Below are 16843 nucleotides of genomic sequence, written 5' to 3'. Positions count from 1 at the left end.
AAATCAACACCCTGGGGCCCTTGTGGCCTGCGGGCCGGTAGTGGCCTGCAAGCTTGTAATGGCCTGCAAGCTTGTAGTGGCCTGCAAGCTGGTCGTGGCGAGCGGGCTTGCCCCGCGCTGGGGCGCGCAGCGCTCCCACTTCAGACGTCGCGGTGTACTTGATAGACCGCGTTGTCAGGTTTTAGGGGCTGCTTCGCAGCCCAACGCGGGGCAAGCCCGCTCGCCACAGCAAGCCCACAGGCCACATCAAGCCGCTCGCCACAACAGCCCTACTTGCTACACAGTACCGATCAGGCCTGGGTTTCCTGGTCGGTGAACAAATCGCTGAACAGCATGCTCGACAGGTAGCGTTCACCGGAGTCCGGCAGGATCACCACGATGGTCTTGCCCTGCATTTCCGGTTTCTCGGCCAGACGCACGGCCACGGCCATTGCGGCGCCACAGGAAATACCGCACAGAATTCCCTCTTCCTGCATCAGCCGCAGGGCCATGGCCTTGGATTCCTCGTCGGTCACCAGCTCCACGCGGTCAACCATCGACAGATCGAGGTTTTTCGGCACAAACCCGGCGCCGATGCCCTGGATCTTGTGCGGGCTCGGCTTGATCTCTTCACCGGCCAACGCCTGGGTGATGACCGGCGAGACAATCGGCTCTACCGCCACCGACAGAATCGGTTTGCCCGCCGTGTTCTTGATATAACGCGACACGCCGGTAATGGTGCCGCCAGTGCCTACGCCCGCGACCAGCACGTCCACGGCACCATCGGTGTCGTTCCAGATTTCCGGGCCGGTGGTTTTTTCGCGGATCGCCGGGTTGGCCGGGTTTTCGAACTGCGCCGGCATGAAGTAGGTGGCCGGGTCGCTGGCGACGATCTCGCCAGCCTTGTCGATCGCGCCTTTCATGCCTTTGGCCGGCTCGGTCAACACCAGCTCGGCGCCAAGCGCCTTGAGCACTTTACGCCGCTCGATGCTCATCGACGCCGGCATGGTCAGCAGCAGCTTATAGCCACGGGCGGCGGCCACAAACGCCAGGCCGATGCCGGTGTTGCCGGAAGTCGGTTCTACAATCGTCATGCCCGGCTTGAGTTTGCCGGTGCTTTCGGCGTCCCAGATCATGTTTGCGCCGATGCGGCACTTCACCGAATAACCTGGGTTACGCCCCTCGATCTTGGCCAGGATGGTCACGCCACGCGGTGCGATGCGGTTGATCTGCACCAGGGGCGTGTTACCGATGGAGTGCGCGTTGTCTGCAAAGATACGGCTCATGACGGGTCCTTAAGGCAATTTCAACAAGGCCACAAGGGTATGCCTCAGGCTGGTAGGCGTCCAGTCAGAGGAACGTTGGGCCGGTACGCGCGGTCCATCGCCTATAACGTTGGAGAACCTGCACATGAAACGTCGCTACAGTGGGCTGCTATGGATCGTCGCCGTACTGGTGGTAGTACTGATTGCCCTGGACCTCGCCCTGCCCTACCTGGTGCGCAACTACCTGAACGACAAGCTCGCCGACATGGGCGACTACCGTGGCCAGGTCACGGATGTGGACGTGGCGCTGTGGCGCGGGGCCTATAAAATCAACGGCCTGCAGATCGTCAAAGTCGACGGTAAAGTGCCGGTTCCGTTCGTCAAAGCGCCGGTGATCGACGTGTCGGTGAGCTGGCATTCATTGTGGTACGACCATGCGGTGGTGGCCGAGGTGCAGTTCTTCCAGCCGGAGCTGAACTTCGTCGACGGTGGCAACCAGCAGGCATCGCAGACCGGTAAAGGCACCGACTGGCGTGAACAGTTGGGCAAATTGTTGCCGATCACCCTCAACGAAGTCCGCATTCAGGACGGCAAGATTGCCTTTCACAACTTCAATTCCAAGCCTGCGGTGAATATCTACGCCACCCAGGTCAACGCCAGCTTCTACAACCTGACTAATGTGGTGGACATCAAAGGCAAGCGGGACGCCACCTTTGAAGGCAAGGCGCAATTGCTCGGCCAGGCGCCCCTGGAAGCCACCGCGGCTTTCGACCCGCTGAGCAACTTCGAAGACTTCGAATTCCGCTTTCGCGCCAAGGATATTCAACTCAAACGCCTGAATGACTTCGCGTCGGCGTACGGCAAGTTCGACTTCAAGGCCGGCACCGGTGATGTGGTGGTCGAAGCTCAGGCCGAAAAAGGCCAACTGAGCGGTTATATCAAGCCGCTGCTGCGCGACGTAGAGGTGTTCGACTGGAAACAGGATGTCGAAAACAAGGACAAGAACATCTTCCGTTCGATCTGGGAAGCCGTGGTCGGCGCCAGCGAGACCGTATTAAAAAACCAGAACAAAAACCAGTTTGCCACCCGCGTGGAACTCAGCGGCAGCGTGCACCAGCAAAATATCAGTGCGTTCTCGGCATTCTTGGCGATCTTGCGTAATGGTTTTATCCAGGCATTTAATGCGCGGTATGAACAACCCAAGCCCAGCGCGGACTGAGCCGCACGCCGACCGAGAGATGGCCTAGCGATTAGCGTGCCGACGGGTGAATGACAACAACGAGTAAGGACACTGAGCATGCGCATTACAGGCTGGATACTGACAATTATTGGCTACCTTTTGGCCTATTCAGGCTTCGTGAAAATAGTGGGGTTCGCCATGCACGGCGGCCCCATCGCCGGCATGATGATCCTCGCCGGGACGGTCACCCTGGTGCTGGCCGCGCTGGCCCTTTGGGGCGGCAGCAAGCTCAGGGACAAAGCGGACGCGCGGGCGTACGCGTTGGAGAAAGCCACCAAGGGTCGCGCGTGACCGGCCATTCAGAGACTGAATAACCCGTCTGCGTTCACAGTCGCCGGGGCTGCACGGTATAGTCCGGGCATTGATGAATTCGAGGAATGACCGATGAAGTTCGAAGGCACCCAGGCCTATGTGGCTACCGATGACCTGAAACTGGCCGTCAACGCCGCCATCACCCTGGAACGGCCGCTGCTGGTCAAGGGCGAGCCCGGCACCGGCAAGACCATGCTTGCCGAGCAGCTGGCCGAATCCTTCGGCGCCAAGCTGATCACCTGGCACATCAAATCCACCACCAAGGCACATCAGGGCCTCTACGAGTACGACGCGGTCAGCCGCCTGCGCGACTCGCAATTGGGCGTGGACAAGGTTCACGATGTGCGCAACTACTTGAAGAAGGGCAAGCTCTGGGAAGCCTTCGAGTCCGAGGAGCGCGTGATTCTGCTGATCGATGAAATCGACAAGGCCGACATCGAGTTCCCCAACGACTTGCTGCAAGAACTCGACAAGATGGAGTTCTACGTCTACGAAATCGACGAGACCATCAAGGCCAAGAAACGCCCGATCATCATCATTACCTCCAACAACGAGAAAGAGCTGCCGGACGCGTTTCTGCGCCGCTGCTTCTTCCATTACATCGCCTTCCCTGACCGCACCACCCTGCAAAAGATCGTCGATGTGCACTACCCCGACATCAAGAAAGACCTGGTCAGCGAAGCGCTGGACGTGTTCTTCGACGTGCGCAAGGTGCCAGGCCTGAAGAAAAAGCCGTCCACCTCCGAACTGGTCGACTGGCTCAAGCTGCTGATGGCCGACAACATCGGCGAAGCCGTGCTGCGCGAACGCGACCCCACCAAAGCCATTCCGCCGTTGGCCGGCGCCCTGGTGAAAAACGAGCAAGACGTGCAGTTGCTGGAACGTCTGGCCTTCATGAGCCGTCGCGGTAATCGATAATGTTGCTCAACCTGTTCAATGAGATGCGTGCCGCCAAGGTGCCGGTGTCGGTGCGCGAGCTGCTCGACCTGATCAACGCGCTGAAACAGCGTGTGGTCTTCGCCGACATGGACGAGTTTTACTACTTGGCCCGCGCGATTCTGGTCAAGGACGAGCGGCATTTCGACAAGTTCGACCGCGCGTTCGGTGCCTATTTCAACGGCCTGGAAAAGCTCGACGACCACCTGCAGGCGCTGATCCCCGAAGAGTGGCTGCGCAAGGAGTTCGAACGCTCGTTGAGCGATGAAGAGCGTGCGCAGATCCAGTCCCTCGGTGGCTTGGACAAGCTCATCGAAGAATTCAAGAAACGCCTGGAAGAACAGAAAGAGCGCCATGCCGGCGGCAACAAGTGGATCGGCACCGGCGGCACCAGCCCGTTCGGCTCCGGCGGCTACAACCCGGAAGGCATCCGTGTGGGTGAGGCCGGCAAGCGCCAGGGCAAGGCGGTAAAAGTCTGGGACCAGCGCGAGTACAAGAACCTCGACGATCAGGTGGAGCTGGGCACGCGCAACATCAAGATTGCCCTGCGCCGCCTGCGCAAGTTCGCGCGCCAGGGTGCGGCCGAAGAGCTCGACATCGACGGCACCATCGACCACACCGCCCGCGATGCCGGGCTGCTGAATATTCAGATGCGTCCGGAGCGGCGCAACACCATCAAACTGCTGTTGCTGTTCGACATCGGCGGCTCAATGGACGCCCACGTGAAGATCTGCGAAGAGCTGTTCTCTGCGTGCAAGACCGAGTTCAAGCACCTGGAGTACTTCTACTTCCATAACTTCGTGTACGAGTCGGTGTGGAAGAACAACCAGCGCCGCACCTCCGAACGCACCTCCACCCAGGACTTGCTGCATAAATACGGCGCCGATTACAAAGTGATCTTTATCGGCGATGCGTCGATGGCACCGTATGAAATCACTCAGGCCGGCGGCAGCGTCGAGCACTGGAATGAGGAGCCTGGGTACGTGTGGATGCAGCGTTTCATGGCCAAGTACAAGAAGCTGATCTGGATTAACCCGTACCCGAAAGACACGTGGGGGTATACGGCGTCGACGGGAATTGTGCGCGAGCTGGTGGAAGATCAGATGTATCCGCTGACGCTGCGGGGCCTGGAAGAAGGGATGCGCTTTCTCTCCAAGTAATTCAAACCTCCCACGCAACGCACATCCCATGTGGGAGGGGCTTGCCCCCGATAGCAGGGTGTCAGCCAATGCAACGGGCACTCAAAGGCCGCTATCGGGGGGCAAGCCCCCTCCTACATTTTTAGCCTTCGCTGAGGCGCTGCAAAAAGTCCACATGCTGCCGATGCGCCGTCTCCTGCACCACCGGCGCCAAGCGCACCTTCTCCCCCGGCAAACATTGCGCCAGCCGCGCCAGCGCCAAGGGCGTCAACGCGCCTAAACGCGGGTAGCCACCAATGGTCTGCCGATCATTGAGCAGCACAATCGGCTGCCCATCCGGCGGCACCTGGATGGCCCCCAGCGGAATCCCTTCGGAGATCAACGACGGCCCCTGATACTGCAACGGGGTGCCCAGCAGGCGCATGCCCATGCGGTCGGCGCGGCTGTCCAGTGCCCAATCGGTGTTAAAGGCATCGAACAAACTCTGGCCGCTGAATTGGCCGATTTGTGCGCCGACAATCACGTCCAATGGCGCCTTGGCGGGCAAGTCCGGCGCGTTTAACACCTTCATCGCGCCGCCCACCCCGGAGTAAGCCAGCCGCGCGCCTTCGGCCAGCGGCGTGCCGAAACCATCCACACCGCCCAACGCTTCACGCACCACCGTGGCGCAACTGCCCAGCACCTGCGGCGCATCAAAGCCGCCCGGCGCCGCGAGGTAGGCCCGCGCGCCATTGAACGGCTGGGTAAAGCGCAAACGCTGACCCTTTTGCAGGATAAAACTGCGTCCCGGGCTGATCGCACGCTCATCGATGTACGCGCCCAGGTCCGCGCCGGCCAATGCCAGCAAGCAATACTCCTCGGCCTGCACGGTGAACCCGCCCAAGGTGATTTCGACCACCGGCGCATCCAGCGCATTGCCCAGCAGCCAGTTGGCCCAGGACATCGACACCCAATCCAGCGCGCCGCCCTGGGTCACGCCCAGGTGCCGAACGCCAAAGCGGCCGGCATCCTGCAACAGGCACAGCGGCGTGCTGGCCTCGATCAACAAGCGGCTCATGCCTGCGCCTCCAACGGCGTGTCATCGCCACCCAGGTTGATGAATTCGGCGTGACCGACCGCCTCGAAACGCACCGTATCGCCGGGCCGCATCAGGCTGTAACCGTCGCGTTCGCGGTCGAACAGCTTGGCCGGGGTGCGGCCGATCAGGTTCCAGCCACCGGGCGAAACCACCGGGTACGCGGCGGTTTGCCGCTCGGCAATGCCGACGCTGCCGGCCGCCACACGCTTTCGCGGGGTATTGAGGCGTGGCGTCGCCAGGATTTCGTCCACCAACCCCATAAAGGCAAACCCGGGGGCAAACCCGAGGGCGAACACCTGGTATTCATGGGCGCTGTGGCGGCGGATCACGTCCTCAACCGACAGACCGCTGCGCTGGCTGAGCAAGCTCAGTTCCGGGCCGACACTCAGGTCGTACCACACCGGCAACACGTGACACTGGCCACTGCCCTGGGCCTGGGGTTGCAAGTCGGTCAGCGCCTGGCCGATCAACACGCGCGCCTGGGCCGGGGTTAAGGCGGTGAGGTCGTAATGCACCATCAACGTGGTGTAGGACGGCACCAGGTCCACCAACGCCGCGCCAAACTCCTCGCGCAGGCGTTGAGTGGCGGCGAGCATCCACGGCATGTTGGCTTCGGCAATGACATCAAACAGACGCACCATCAGGCAGTCGATCGCCACCACTTCAATGCGTGGCTTCATGCTGGCTTCAGCGCCTCGCGGATACGTTTCACGGCGGCCACCGAACTGGCGTTGTCGCCATGCACACACAAGGTGTTGGCCTGCAACACCAAGGCGCTGCCATCGCTGGCGGTCAGGGCGTCGCCACGGGAAATCGTCAGCGCCTGCTGCACGATGGTTTCGGCATCATGGTGCACGGCGCCCGGCAACTGGCGCGAGACCAGATGCCCCTTGGGGTCGTAGGCGCGGTCGGCAAAGGCCTCGAACCACAAGGTCACCCCGTACTCATCGCCCAAGGCCTGGGCGGCGCTGTTGTCGCGGGTGGCCAGCAGCATCAGCGGCAGGTCGCCATAAGCGGCCACGGCCTGGATCACTGCGCGCAATTGCGCAGGGTTGGCCATCATGTCGTTGTACATCGCGCCATGGGGTTTGACGTAGCTGACCCGCCCGCCTTGCGCACGGCAGATGCCGTCGAGGGCGCCGATCTGGTAGTGCAGCAGGTCCTGGATTTCCTGCGGTGTGTAGGCCATGGAGCGGCGACCGAAGCCTTGCAGGTCCTGGTACGCCGGGTGCGCCCCCACTTGCACGCCGTGCTTGAAGGCCAGGCTGACGGTCTTGCGCATGATGCTCGGATCACCGGCATGAAAGCCGCAGGCCACGTTGGCGCAATCGATGAACGGCATGACCTCGGCGTCCAGACCCATGGTCCAGTTGCCAAAGCTTTCGCCGATGTCGCAATTCAATAGCAGACGGCTCACGGTGGGTGCTCCTCCAGGCGTTGTTTTTCAGGCGTTGTATTTTTTGTAGTGTGGGATTTTTCGTACAGAACTGGCAACTTGTCCTCACACCCCAACGACGCTTATCGTGGAATAGCTCGATTTTTGGCGTTTGCGCGGTGCGGCGTCCAACTAATAAAAACCGATCCATGCATAAGAAAAGTTGATCCCATGAATTTGAAGTTCCTCGAAACCTTCGTCTGGGTGGCCAAGCTCAAGAGCTTTCGCCTGACCGCCGAGAAGTTGTTCACCACCCAGGCCTCGATTTCCAGCCGCATTGCCGTGCTCGAGAGCGAGTTGGGTGTGAAGCTGTTTCTACGCGACTCACGCGGCGTGAGCCTGACCCCGGAAGGCTTGAAGGTGCTCGATTACGCCGAGCAGATGATGGTGACCATGCAGGGTTTGAAGCAGTCACTGGAGACCACCAGCAGCAAGGTCGGGCGGATTCGCATCGGCGCGATGGACACGGTGATTCACACCTGGCTCAGCCCCCTGGTGGCCGAATTGATGGACCACTTCCCGTTGGTGGAAATCGAGTTGGTCGCCGATACCGCATTGAACCTCAGCGATCAGCTGCAAAAAGGCTTCCTCGACCTGATCCTGCAAACCGACCTGCTGCGCCTGGAAACCGTGCGCAGCCTGGAACTGGCCAGCCACCCGATGGCCTGGATCGTCGCCAGCCACTCGCTCTACAACCGCGACTACGCCTCCCTCGCCGAACTGGCCCAGGAGCGCATCATCACCTACTCGAAAAACTCCCACCCGCACCAGGACGTGCTGAGCCTGATGCAGGCCAACGGCGTCGCCGCGCCGCGCATGAACTGTGTGAATTCGGTGTCGGCGATCACCCGCCTGCTGCGCGATGGCTTCGGCATCGGCGCCCTGCCGCCGGTGCTGGTCAGCGAGGAACTGGCACGCGGGGAGTTGGTGATGCTGCCGATGGCGCAGAAGCTGCCGAATCTGCAGGTGGTGGTGTCGTGGCGGGTAGGTGTGGAGTTGGTGGAGGAGATTGTTGGGCTGTGCCAGAAGGTGGTGGCCCGCTATGCCGAAGAGGTCGGCAAAGCGCACATGGTGCTAAGCCACTGAAAAAACCGGGGCCACATGTGGGAGCGGGCTTGCTCGCGAATGCGCAGTGTCAGCCAACCTATCAGGCGACTGATCCACCGCATTCGCGGGCAAGCCCGCTCCCACATTTAGATTTTCAGCGGTTTTAGAGGCCCTTCAGGTCACGCTCTTCAATCGGCCGGCTCTGACGCAGGCGCTTGCCGCCCAACACCACCCAGTCGATCAAGCGGAACAGGCATTCAATGCCGAACGACAACAGCATCGCCCCGCCCAGGCCCCAGCCCATCGCCTCCGGCGTCAGCAGGATCTGATAGCTGTAGCCGTTCCAGGTTTCCAGGCGAATCGCCGGGTCCGCGGCCACCGCCACCTGCAGGGCGCGGATGTACCACGGGCCTTGCATGGCCTGGAATTGCTTGTCCAACGCTACCTGGCGATCCAGCAGGGTGCCCAGGCTGTTGGCATCGCTCTGGAACACCGGATCATCACTGGCGCGGTAATGCGCCACCAACGCCTGCAAATCACCGTTGAAGAACTGCCGTGCAGTGGTTTCAAACCCGCTGAGGCCGGTCTGGGCCTCGATCAGGTGGGCCTCGACGCGCTTGGCGTAGTCGTTGATGAAACCCGGCACCTGCACGCCGACCAACAAGCCAATGGCAAAAAGCACCAACCGCAAATAACTGAGCAGCATGGTCGATATCCTTACTCGGTAATGCCCTGACTGACGCATTCACCGCGTCGCCACAGGCTCCATTGGCCCGGTTCGTAGCGGGTCCAGTTTTCGTTGTCGGTCAACGGCTCGGTGGCGATCACGGTGACCACGTCATTGGGCGTGGTTTCGGCCTGAAAATCGACGATCACGTCGACATCTTTCAAGCGCGCCGGGCCGAACGGTGCGCGCCGGGTAATCTGCGCCAGCTTGGTCGAGCAGTAGCAAAACAGCCAGTCACCGTCGCTGAGCAGGCAGTTGAACACGCCTTTGCTGCGGTATTCGGCGCAGGCGGCGATCAGGTCCGGCAGCACTTGTTCGATCTCTACCGGCTCGGGGAAGGCTTCGCGCACACGGTTGAGCAGGTCGCAGAATGCTGCTTCGCTGTCGGTATCGCCCACCGGCCGGTAGAACGTGGCGCGCGGGTTGAAGTCCGCCAGCTGGCCGTTATGGGCAAAACACCAGTTGCGGCCCCACAGCTCGCGCACGAACGGGTGGGTATTGGCCAGGCTCACCTTGCCCACGTTGGCCTGGCGGATATGGCCAATCACCACTTCACTTTTGATCGGATAACGCTGCACCAGCAGCGCGACTTCCGACTCGCTGCTGGCGGCTGGGTCCTGAAACAGGCGCAGGCCACGGCCTTCGTAGAACGCGATGCCCCAACCGTCGCGGTGGGGGCCGGTACGCCCGCCCCGCTGCATCAGCCCGGTAAAGCTGAACACGATGTCGGTGGGGACGTTGGCACTCATGCCCAATAATTCACACATGCCAGGGCTCTCGCTGCAGGGCGGACGACGTCAAAGGCGCGGTTCGACGCGCATTCCGCTGGCAGGCGCCGGGCGACGGAACGGCTCGTCGTCTTCGTCAACCGTCTCGGCAGCCAGGGCGGCGTCGACAGCGGCCTTGCGCTCACGCCGTGCGTTGGCGGCGCGCTCGATGGGCCAGCGGATCAGCGCAAACACGATATACACGCCAAACGCGATCATCGTGTACATGAACAGGTCGGAAATGGCCCGCCAGGCGTTATTGCCGACATGCAGCACCAGGTCCAAAGCCGTGATCGCTACCGCCGGCGCGAACTGGGTCTTGACCGGATCGACGATGGTCGGGCTGAACAGCAGCACCGCCATCAGCAACTGCAGCGGCTCGCGCAGCCAGCGCCAGATCCAGCGGGTCATGCGCCACCACACCAACAGGCAGCCCAAAGCGGCGAAGGCGTAAAGGCCCCAAGCGGTCAGATAGTCGTTCTCGGTCATGGTGTCCATGGCAAGGTAGGCAAACAGGCGGCTATGATAACGGCTTTTGCGTGTCTCGGCTGCAATGCCTGCCACCATCCGCCAGACAGAGAGTGATCCATGCCTTCATCGACCCACATCACTGCCGCCCCGATTGCCCGCAAGGCCGAAGGCCAGGACCCGTACGCCTGGCTGCAAGAGCGTGACACGGCTGAAGTCCTCGATTACCTCAAAGCCGAAAACGCCTGGCAGGAAGCGCAACTCGCCGATCAGCAGGCGCTGCGCGAAACCCTGTTCGACGAGATCAAGGGCCGCATTCTCGAAACCGACCTGTCCCTGCCCTCGCCGTGGGGTCCGTACCTGTACTACACGCGCACCACCGCCGGTGACGAATACGCCCGCCATTACCGCTGCCGCCGCCCGGCAGATGACAGCAACACCGTGGACGACAGCAGCGAAGAACTACTGCTCGACCCCAACGTACTCGCCAACGGCGGCTTTTTCTCGCTGGGCGCGTTCAGCATCAGCCCCGACCACCAGCGCCTGGCCTACAGCCTGGACACCAGCGGTGAAGAGATCTACACCCTGTACGTGAAGGAACTGGCTAACGGCAAAGTCAGCGAACTGGAGTTTCAGGACTGCGACGGCAGCATGACCTGGGCCAATGACAGCCTGACCCTGTTCTTCGGCGAACTGGACGACACCCATCGCCCACACAAACTGTATCGCTACCGCCTGGATGGCACGGCAGCGCAGGAAGTGTTCCACGAGCCTGACGGACGTTTCTTCCTGCATTGCTACCGCTCCAGTTCCGAGCGCCAGTTGCTGCTGGCGCTCGGCAGCAAGACCACCAGTGAAATCTGGGCGCTGGACGCCAACCAGCCGCACCTCGACTTCACTTGCCTGGCGCCACGGGTCGAAGACCACGAATACGATGTCGACCACGGCCAGCGCAATGGCGAGTGGACCTGGTTTATCCGCAGCAACCGCGATGGCATCAACTACGCACTGTTCGTCGCCGCCGACACCGGCAGCGTGCCCACCGAAGATCAATGGCAAAACCTGATCCCGCACAGCGACGAAGTGATGCTCGACGGCGTGAGCCTCAATGCCAGCGCGATGACCTTGAGCCTGCGCATCGGCGGCCTGCCAGTGATTGAAGTGCACCCTGAGGACGTACCGGCCTATCGCGTCGAACTGCCCGACGCCGCTTATAGCCTTTATGTACAAAACAGCCTGGAATTTCCGAGCGACAAGATCCGTCTGCGCTATGAAGCGCTGAACCGTCCGGCCCAGGTGCGCCAGCTGGAATTGGCGACCGGCGCGCAAGCCGTGCTCAAGGAAACGCCGGTACTCGGCGAGTTCAACGCCGACGACTACGTCAGCCAACGCCTGTGGGCCACGTCTGCCGATGGCACCCAGGTGCCGATCAGCCTGGTGGTCAAACGCGACCAGTTGGGCAAACCGGTGCCGCTGTACCTCTACGGCTACGGCGCCTACGGCCACAGCCTCGACCCCTGGTTCTCGCACGCACGCCTGAGCCTGCTCGACCGTGGCGTGGCGTTTGCCATTGCGCACGTACGCGGCGGCGGCGAATTGGGTGAAGCCTGGTACCGCAACGGCAAGCAGGCACACAAGCAGAACACCTTCAGCGACTTTATCGCCTGCGCCGAGCACCTGATCGCCCAGGGCCTGACCACCTCCAAACAACTGGCCATCAGCGGCGGCAGTGCCGGCGGCCTGTTGATCGGCGCGGTACTCAATCAACGCCCGGAGCTGTTCCAGGCGGCGATTGCCGAAGTGCCGTTCGTGGATGTGCTCAACACCATGCTCGACCCCGAGCTGCCACTGACCATCACCGAATACGACGAGTGGGGCAACCCGGAAGAGCCAGAGGTGTACGAACGCATCAAGGCCTACGCGCCGTACGAGAACGTCAGCGCCCAGGCGTACCCGGCTCTGCTGGTGATCGCCGGCTACAACGACAGCCGCGTGCAGTACTGGGAAGCGGCCAAGTGGGTGGCCAAGCTGCGCGACACCAAGACGGACGACAACCTGCTGTTGCTCAAGACTGAACTGGGCGCCGGCCATGGTGGCATGAGCGGGCGTTATCAGGGATTACGTGATGTAGCGCTCGAATATGCATTTGTGTTCAAGGCGCTGGGGTTGATTTAAGGAACTTAGGGCGGCGGTCCTGTCTGAACACACAGACCGCCTACTTGATTGATGGACCAAGATTGCAGCTATGCCTCAACCAACTTTATTGAACAATGAAATCCGCGACATGCTCATGGACTGCGGCCTGTTCGACCCTTTGCTGCCGGAAGATTTTCACGTCGCCGCCGGCTACTTCAACATCAGCAGCATTGCCCGGGGCGAAGTGATCTTCGGTGAGGGCGATGCCGGCACGTTCATGTGCATCATCCACAGCGGCCAGGTGGCCGTGCAGAGAACCAACCATGAAGGCCAGCGCCTGACGATCGCCACCCTGCGCAGTGGGCGGGCGTTTGGCGAAATGGCGGTACTCGATGGCGAGCGGCGCTCTGCCAGTTGCCTGGCGGCAAGTGACTGCGTGCTGCTGAACCTGGGCAAGGACTCGCTGGAAAAAATGCTCAACGAAGCGCCCAGGGTCGCGGCCAAGATCATCCGCGCGATTGCGATCGCCTTGTCAAAACGCCTGCGCATGGCCGACGGGCAATTGCTCTCGCAACCGTTTTAACCACCGGGCGTCTTCGGCTTGCTGTCATTTTGCAGCAGGCCAGGCACGCTCTGGTCCTTGGGCGGCGTTGGCAACACAATCGGCACCAGCGCGGGTGAACCGTTGGCGGTGGCTTTGGGCGCCACAGGCGGGGTGACTTGCGGGTACAACGTCGGTGTCGGTGTACCCGGCGCACCGGGCGTTGGCGCGGGTGCGACCGGAACGGTTTGCACCTCCTGAGCCTGGGCCGCACCCAATGTGAGCGCGCCAAGCACAATGACCGTTAGAATGCTGCACTTCATCGATGGCTCCATGGCCTGACCGGAATGACGTAAGGCTACTCCCAACCGCGCAAGAATGCCCTTCCCAATGAGATTTCAATGAAACGTTTCGTTCTGCTCGACACCACTCCAATCCCCGATAACGGCGGTGCCTTGTGCCTGTTCGAATACGGCGAGGATTTTGTCATCAAGATCCAGGGCGGTGACGGCGGCCAGCTGATGAACACGCGCATGCACGGCTCCGAAGACGCGCTGGCGGAAATTCCCTGCCGCAAAGTCGCCGGGCGCCCGGGTTCGCGGGTGTTGATCGGCGGGCTGGGCATGGGCTTTACCCTGGCCTCAGCGCTCAAACATCTGGGCAAGACGGCCGAAGTGGTGGTCGCCGAATTGGTGCCCGGCGTCGTGGAATGGAACCGTGGGCCCCTGGGTGAAAAATCCGGCCGCCCGCTGCTCGACCCACGCACCGTGATCCGCATGGAAGACGTGGCCAAGGTGCTGCAAGCCGAGCCTCAAGGCTTTGACGCGATCATGCTGGATGTCGACAACGGCCCCGAAGGCCTTACGCAAAAGGCCAACAGCTGGCTCTACTCGGCCGGCGGCCTGGCTGCCTGCGCCAAAGCCCTGCGCCCCAAGGGCGTACTGGCCGTGTGGTCGGCCAGTGCCGATAAGTTGTTCAGCGACAAACTGCGCAAGGCCGGGTTCAAGGCCGAGGAAGTGCAGGTGTTCGCCCACGGCAACAAGGGCACCCGGCACACTATCTGGATCGCCGAAAAGCTCAAGGGCTGAGCAACATCCCCAAAACGCCACACATCTTTTGTCCTGAGTCAGCTTCGGGATTTGCGGTAATCGATCACATACGGCACTTTTTTCTCGACGGTCTTCTTCAGCTCGGCTTGATCCAACTGGGCCATACCGCCCAACTGGTGGGCGGTGAAACCGCTGTCACCCACCTGTGAACCGGGCGCCAGGCTTACCATGCGCTGGGCGACGGCTTCAATCGCGTCCTTGTAACCGCCTTTCTTGTTCAGGTTGAAAGCACCCAGGTCGATCTGCGTGCGCAGCCAATTGCCCCAGTAAAACTCCAGGAATTCCGGCGCGACGGCGCCATCGTCCGGCTTGCCGTAGGCGGCCTTGCGAGTGAAATACACCAGGCTGCGAAAGGTGTCGTCCTGCAGGTTCTTGAAGCCCAGGTGCGCCGGCAATTGCTGCGGTGACAGCGGCTGGCCGTGATCGCCTTTGAGCCATACCTTGCGCGCCGCTTCCATACGCTGCCAGAAGGTGGCCATGTCCGGGCTGTTGCTGAAATCATCGGTCACCTTGACCCACATGTGCAGCTGCGGGCCGCCGCCGGGGACTTCCCACAAGGTAGTGAAGCTGTGGTGACCGTCGGTCAGGTACAACTGGCCACCAGGGCCGACCACGACGGTTTTCATGTCATCGGGATGCGTGCCCACCGGGTCTTTGCACCTGAAGCTGGCGGGTTGGTGCAGGTCGGCCTTTTTGGGCACCTTGTCGGCCTCGCCCTGGCCGTTGGTTTCGCAGTATTCGTCGAAGACCTTGGCCGGCGTGTCGGCAAACAGGCCCAGGCTGTAGTAAATCTGGTCAAAGCCCACCACGGCCTGGGTCGGGTGCAATTGTTCAAGGGCCACCTCGATGATCTGGCCAGGCTTGGGCGTGGAGAATGCCTGGGCTTGGGCCGCCAGGACGCTGAGTAGCAGTGCTGCGGTCCATGTGTATAAACGCATTGGTTTCAGATCCTTGAGAATGAAGTGAGCCGATACTACAAACGATTGCCGCCGGCAGGCTGTACCGCAGCTGAAAAAGCCAGCAGTCATTTACCCCGCAAGCGGCTAGAATCAACCTTATCCGTGAACCCCCAAATAGCCAGGAGCCATGATGAGCTCGACCAACCCGCCCTCCCACACCGCCAAGCTGGACCGCATCCTCGCCGATGCCCAGCGCGACCGGGAAATGGGCTATCGCGACAAAGCCTTGAAGATGTACCCGCACGTGTGTGGCCGCTGCGCGCGTGAATTTGCCGGCAAGCGCTTGAGCGAACTGACCGTGCACCATCGCAACCACAACCATGATGACAACCCCCAGGACGGTTCCAACTGGGAGTTGCTGTGCCTGTATTGCCACGACAACGAACACTCACGCTACACCGACCAGCAGTACTTCGGCGAAGGCTCCACCAGCAGCCCGACGATCGCCAAGGCCACGCACAACCCGTTTGCGGCGTTGGCTGGGTTGATGAAAAAAGACGACTGAAATCGTCGCTGCCTGTCATGGCCTCTTCACGGGCATGCCCGTTCCCACATTTGTCCGCGTACATGCTTTGAAATGCGGTCGAATGGGGGAGCGGGCTTGCTCGCGAAGGCGGCCGCTGTAACGGCACCCAACTCGCGACTGACCGCAGCCGGAGCATTCCCCGTATAATCGCCGTTTTTCTCCAAGGCACCCTTCCCCGTGGGCAATAAACGCTACAGCTGCATCGGTCTGTATAACCCCAAATCCCCCGAAAACGTCGGTTCGGTGATGCGTGCCGCCGGCTGCTACGGCGTGGCCTCGGTGTTCTACACCGGCGTGCGTTACGAGCGCGCACGGGATTTCATCACCGACACCAAGAAGGTCCATCACGACATTCCGCTGATCGGCATCGACGACCTGAAAAAAATCCTGCCGCTGGGTTGCATCCCGGTCGCCGTGGAGCTGGTCGAAGGCGCCCGCCCGCTGCCCGAATACACCCATCCTGATCGCGCGTTGTACATCTTCGGCCCCGAAGACGGCTCGCTGGACAAAGAGATTCGCGACTGGTGTGAAGACGTGGTGTACATCCCGACCACCGGCTGCATGAACCTCGCCGCCACGGTCAACGTGGTGCTCTACGATCGCCTGGCCAAGGGCAACAACACCCGCTCGGGCCCCAAGTACTGATTTTTTGGGAACATCCGGCGCCTGCAGGCAGTCAGCTACATATCACTTGCCTTGTTGGAGACAGATCATGAGCGACAGCAAAATCCTGCGACCTATCATCGAGCACACGCCGTTTGAAACGCAACCGCCTCAAAACGTGCACGGCTGGGAGCGCATTGGCTCGGTGGCCGGTGGCGTGATGATGGTTGGCAAAGGCCTGCGCCGTGGCGGGATCTTCGGGCTCATCCAGGTGGCCATTGGTGGCGTGGCGCTGGTGCGCGGCGTCACCGGGCGCAGCTCGCTCAAAGACAAGCTGGAACAGGGCCGCCAGGAAATGAACAGCGTGCGTACCAAAATCGAGCGCGCGGGCGAAGAGCTGAAAAACCTGAAGACCAAGGCCGAAGTCGCCGCTGAAAAAGCCACCAAAACCACTGGCTGACGCCCCTCTCCACCTATTGGAGAGCTAAATGTGGGAGCGGGCGTGCTCGCGAAAGCGGTGAATCAGTCGCCAAGTATTTGGCTGACACACCGTATTCGCGAGCACGCCCGCTCCCG

20 protein-coding genes are annotated in these 16843 nt (G+C 61.3%); 11 read left to right on the top strand and 9 right to left on the bottom strand.

What is annotated here, in order from left to right; genetic code table 11:
* Positions 1 to 290: 290 nt before the first annotated feature.
* A complete protein-coding gene (cysK, locus tag C4J83_RS07865) occupies positions 291 to 1265 on the bottom strand; it encodes a cysteine synthase A (protein WP_124416708.1) in 975 nt (324 codons plus the stop codon).
* A gap of 124 nt (positions 1266 to 1389) precedes the next feature.
* On the opposite strand from cysK, the gene C4J83_RS07860 reads away from it, so the two are divergent.
* The 4 genes from C4J83_RS07860 (at position 1390) to C4J83_RS07845 (ending at position 4892) form a co-directional block, all read left to right on the top strand.
* Positions 1390 to 2463 (top strand): DUF748 domain-containing protein, encoded by a 1074-nt coding sequence (locus C4J83_RS07860; protein WP_106576951.1) that lies wholly within the window; start codon positions 1390 to 1392, stop codon positions 2461 to 2463.
* Between the two features lie 78 nt (positions 2464 to 2541).
* Positions 2542 to 2775 (top strand): hypothetical protein, encoded by a 234-nt coding sequence (locus C4J83_RS07855; protein ID WP_124416707.1) that lies wholly within the window; start codon positions 2542 to 2544, stop codon positions 2773 to 2775.
* A gap of 93 nt (positions 2776 to 2868) precedes the next feature.
* Complete coding sequence (locus C4J83_RS07850) at positions 2869 to 3714, top strand: AAA family ATPase (RefSeq protein WP_003210690.1); 846 nt, start codon at positions 2869 to 2871, stop codon at positions 3712 to 3714.
* Entirely contained in the window at positions 3714 to 4892 is a 1179-nt protein-coding gene (locus C4J83_RS07845) for a vWA domain-containing protein (protein ID WP_119739165.1), read from the top strand. Before C4J83_RS07850 ends, C4J83_RS07845 begins: the two co-directional genes overlap by 1 nt.
* 121 nt (positions 4893 to 5013) lie before the next feature.
* Here the strand turns inward: C4J83_RS07845 and C4J83_RS07840 are convergent, their stop codons facing one another.
* Genes C4J83_RS07840 through C4J83_RS07830 form a run of 3 tightly spaced genes read right to left on the bottom strand, consistent with a single transcriptional unit; the run spans position 5014 to position 7366 of the window.
* Positions 5014 to 5928, bottom strand: coding sequence for a 5-oxoprolinase subunit C family protein (locus C4J83_RS07840; protein ID WP_124416706.1), 915 nt, complete (start codon positions 5926 to 5928; stop codon positions 5014 to 5016).
* Complete coding sequence (pxpB, locus tag C4J83_RS07835; RefSeq protein ID WP_124416705.1) at positions 5925 to 6629, bottom strand: 5-oxoprolinase subunit PxpB; 705 nt, start codon at positions 6627 to 6629, stop codon at positions 5925 to 5927. The genes C4J83_RS07840 and pxpB overlap by 4 nt, the downstream gene beginning before the upstream one ends.
* On the bottom strand, positions 6626 to 7366 hold the full coding sequence (locus tag C4J83_RS07830; RefSeq protein ID WP_124416704.1) for a 5-oxoprolinase subunit PxpA: 741 nt from the start codon (positions 7364 to 7366) through the stop codon (positions 6626 to 6628). The genes pxpB and C4J83_RS07830 overlap by 4 nt, the downstream gene beginning before the upstream one ends.
* A gap of 189 nt (positions 7367 to 7555) precedes the next feature.
* On the opposite strand from C4J83_RS07830, the gene C4J83_RS07825 reads away from it, so the two are divergent.
* Positions 7556 to 8470 carry a LysR family transcriptional regulator gene (locus C4J83_RS07825; protein WP_119739157.1) on the top strand — a complete coding sequence of 305 codons (915 nt, stop codon included), beginning with the start codon at positions 7556 to 7558 and terminating at the stop codon, positions 8468 to 8470.
* 124 nt (positions 8471 to 8594) lie between these two features.
* Here C4J83_RS07825 and C4J83_RS07820 read toward each other — a convergent pair whose 3' ends face one another.
* From C4J83_RS07820 to C4J83_RS07810, 3 genes are read right to left on the bottom strand one after another with little or no spacing between them, the layout of a single operon-like run.
* Entirely contained in the window at positions 8595 to 9137 is a 543-nt protein-coding gene (locus tag C4J83_RS07820) for a DUF2937 family protein (protein ID WP_106576957.1), read from the bottom strand.
* Between the two features lie 11 nt (positions 9138 to 9148).
* On the bottom strand, positions 9149 to 9925 hold the full coding sequence (locus tag C4J83_RS07815; RefSeq protein ID WP_106576958.1) for a class II glutamine amidotransferase: 777 nt from the start codon (positions 9923 to 9925) through the stop codon (positions 9149 to 9151).
* Between the two features lie 30 nt (positions 9926 to 9955).
* Positions 9956 to 10492: an MFS transporter gene (locus C4J83_RS07810; RefSeq protein WP_106576959.1), complete on the bottom strand. Its 537-nt coding sequence runs from the start codon at positions 10490 to 10492 to the stop codon at positions 9956 to 9958.
* 21 nt (positions 10493 to 10513) lie between these two features.
* On the opposite strand from C4J83_RS07810, the gene C4J83_RS07805 reads away from it, so the two are divergent.
* Together C4J83_RS07805 and C4J83_RS07800 are read left to right on the top strand one after the other, a co-directional pair.
* On the top strand, positions 10514 to 12568 hold the full coding sequence (locus C4J83_RS07805; RefSeq protein ID WP_124416703.1) for a S9 family peptidase: 2055 nt from the start codon (positions 10514 to 10516) through the stop codon (positions 12566 to 12568).
* A 70-nt stretch (positions 12569 to 12638) separates the two neighbouring features.
* A complete protein-coding gene (locus C4J83_RS07800; RefSeq protein ID WP_124416702.1) occupies positions 12639 to 13112 on the top strand; it encodes a cyclic nucleotide-binding domain-containing protein in 474 nt (157 codons plus the stop codon).
* Here the strand turns inward: C4J83_RS07800 and C4J83_RS07795 are convergent.
* On the bottom strand, positions 13109 to 13393 hold the full coding sequence (locus tag C4J83_RS07795; RefSeq protein WP_106576962.1) for a hypothetical protein: 285 nt from the start codon (positions 13391 to 13393) through the stop codon (positions 13109 to 13111). The two genes, C4J83_RS07800 and C4J83_RS07795, sit on opposite strands and share 4 nt — an antisense overlap.
* 78 nt (positions 13394 to 13471) lie before the next feature.
* Between C4J83_RS07795 and C4J83_RS07790 the strand changes: the two genes are divergently transcribed.
* Positions 13472 to 14158, top strand: coding sequence for a spermidine synthase (locus C4J83_RS07790; RefSeq protein WP_058411058.1), 687 nt, complete (start codon positions 13472 to 13474; stop codon positions 14156 to 14158).
* Positions 14159 to 14196: 38 nt separating this feature from the next.
* Here C4J83_RS07790 and C4J83_RS07785 read toward each other — a convergent pair whose 3' ends face one another.
* Positions 14197 to 15117 carry a ParB/Srx family N-terminal domain-containing protein gene (locus tag C4J83_RS07785; RefSeq protein WP_124416701.1) on the bottom strand — a complete coding sequence of 307 codons (921 nt, stop codon included), beginning with the start codon at positions 15115 to 15117 and terminating at the stop codon, positions 14197 to 14199.
* Between the two features lie 151 nt (positions 15118 to 15268).
* On the opposite strand from C4J83_RS07785, the gene C4J83_RS07780 reads away from it, so the two are divergent.
* The 3 genes from C4J83_RS07780 (at position 15269) to C4J83_RS07770 (ending at position 16727) form a co-directional block, all read left to right on the top strand.
* The gene (locus C4J83_RS07780; protein ID WP_003210675.1) at positions 15269 to 15643 is read left to right on the top strand and encodes a YajD family HNH nuclease; all 375 of its coding nucleotides are present in this window, start codon (positions 15269 to 15271) and stop codon (positions 15641 to 15643) included.
* A gap of 198 nt (positions 15644 to 15841) precedes the next feature.
* Entirely contained in the window at positions 15842 to 16309 is a 468-nt protein-coding gene (locus tag C4J83_RS07775) for an RNA methyltransferase (protein WP_003189607.1), read from the top strand.
* Between the two features lie 67 nt (positions 16310 to 16376).
* A complete protein-coding gene (locus C4J83_RS07770; RefSeq protein WP_119739148.1) occupies positions 16377 to 16727 on the top strand; it encodes a YgaP family membrane protein in 351 nt (116 codons plus the stop codon).
* Positions 16728 to 16843 lie beyond the last annotated feature (116 nt).

Origin of the sequence: Pseudomonas sp. LBUM920 (assembly GCF_003852315.1) — a bacterium.
Lineage (GTDB): Bacteria > Pseudomonadota > Gammaproteobacteria > Pseudomonadales > Pseudomonadaceae > Aquipseudomonas.
Note: the sequence above shows the minus strand (reverse complement) of the source record. Positions and strands in the feature narration are given on the sequence as shown.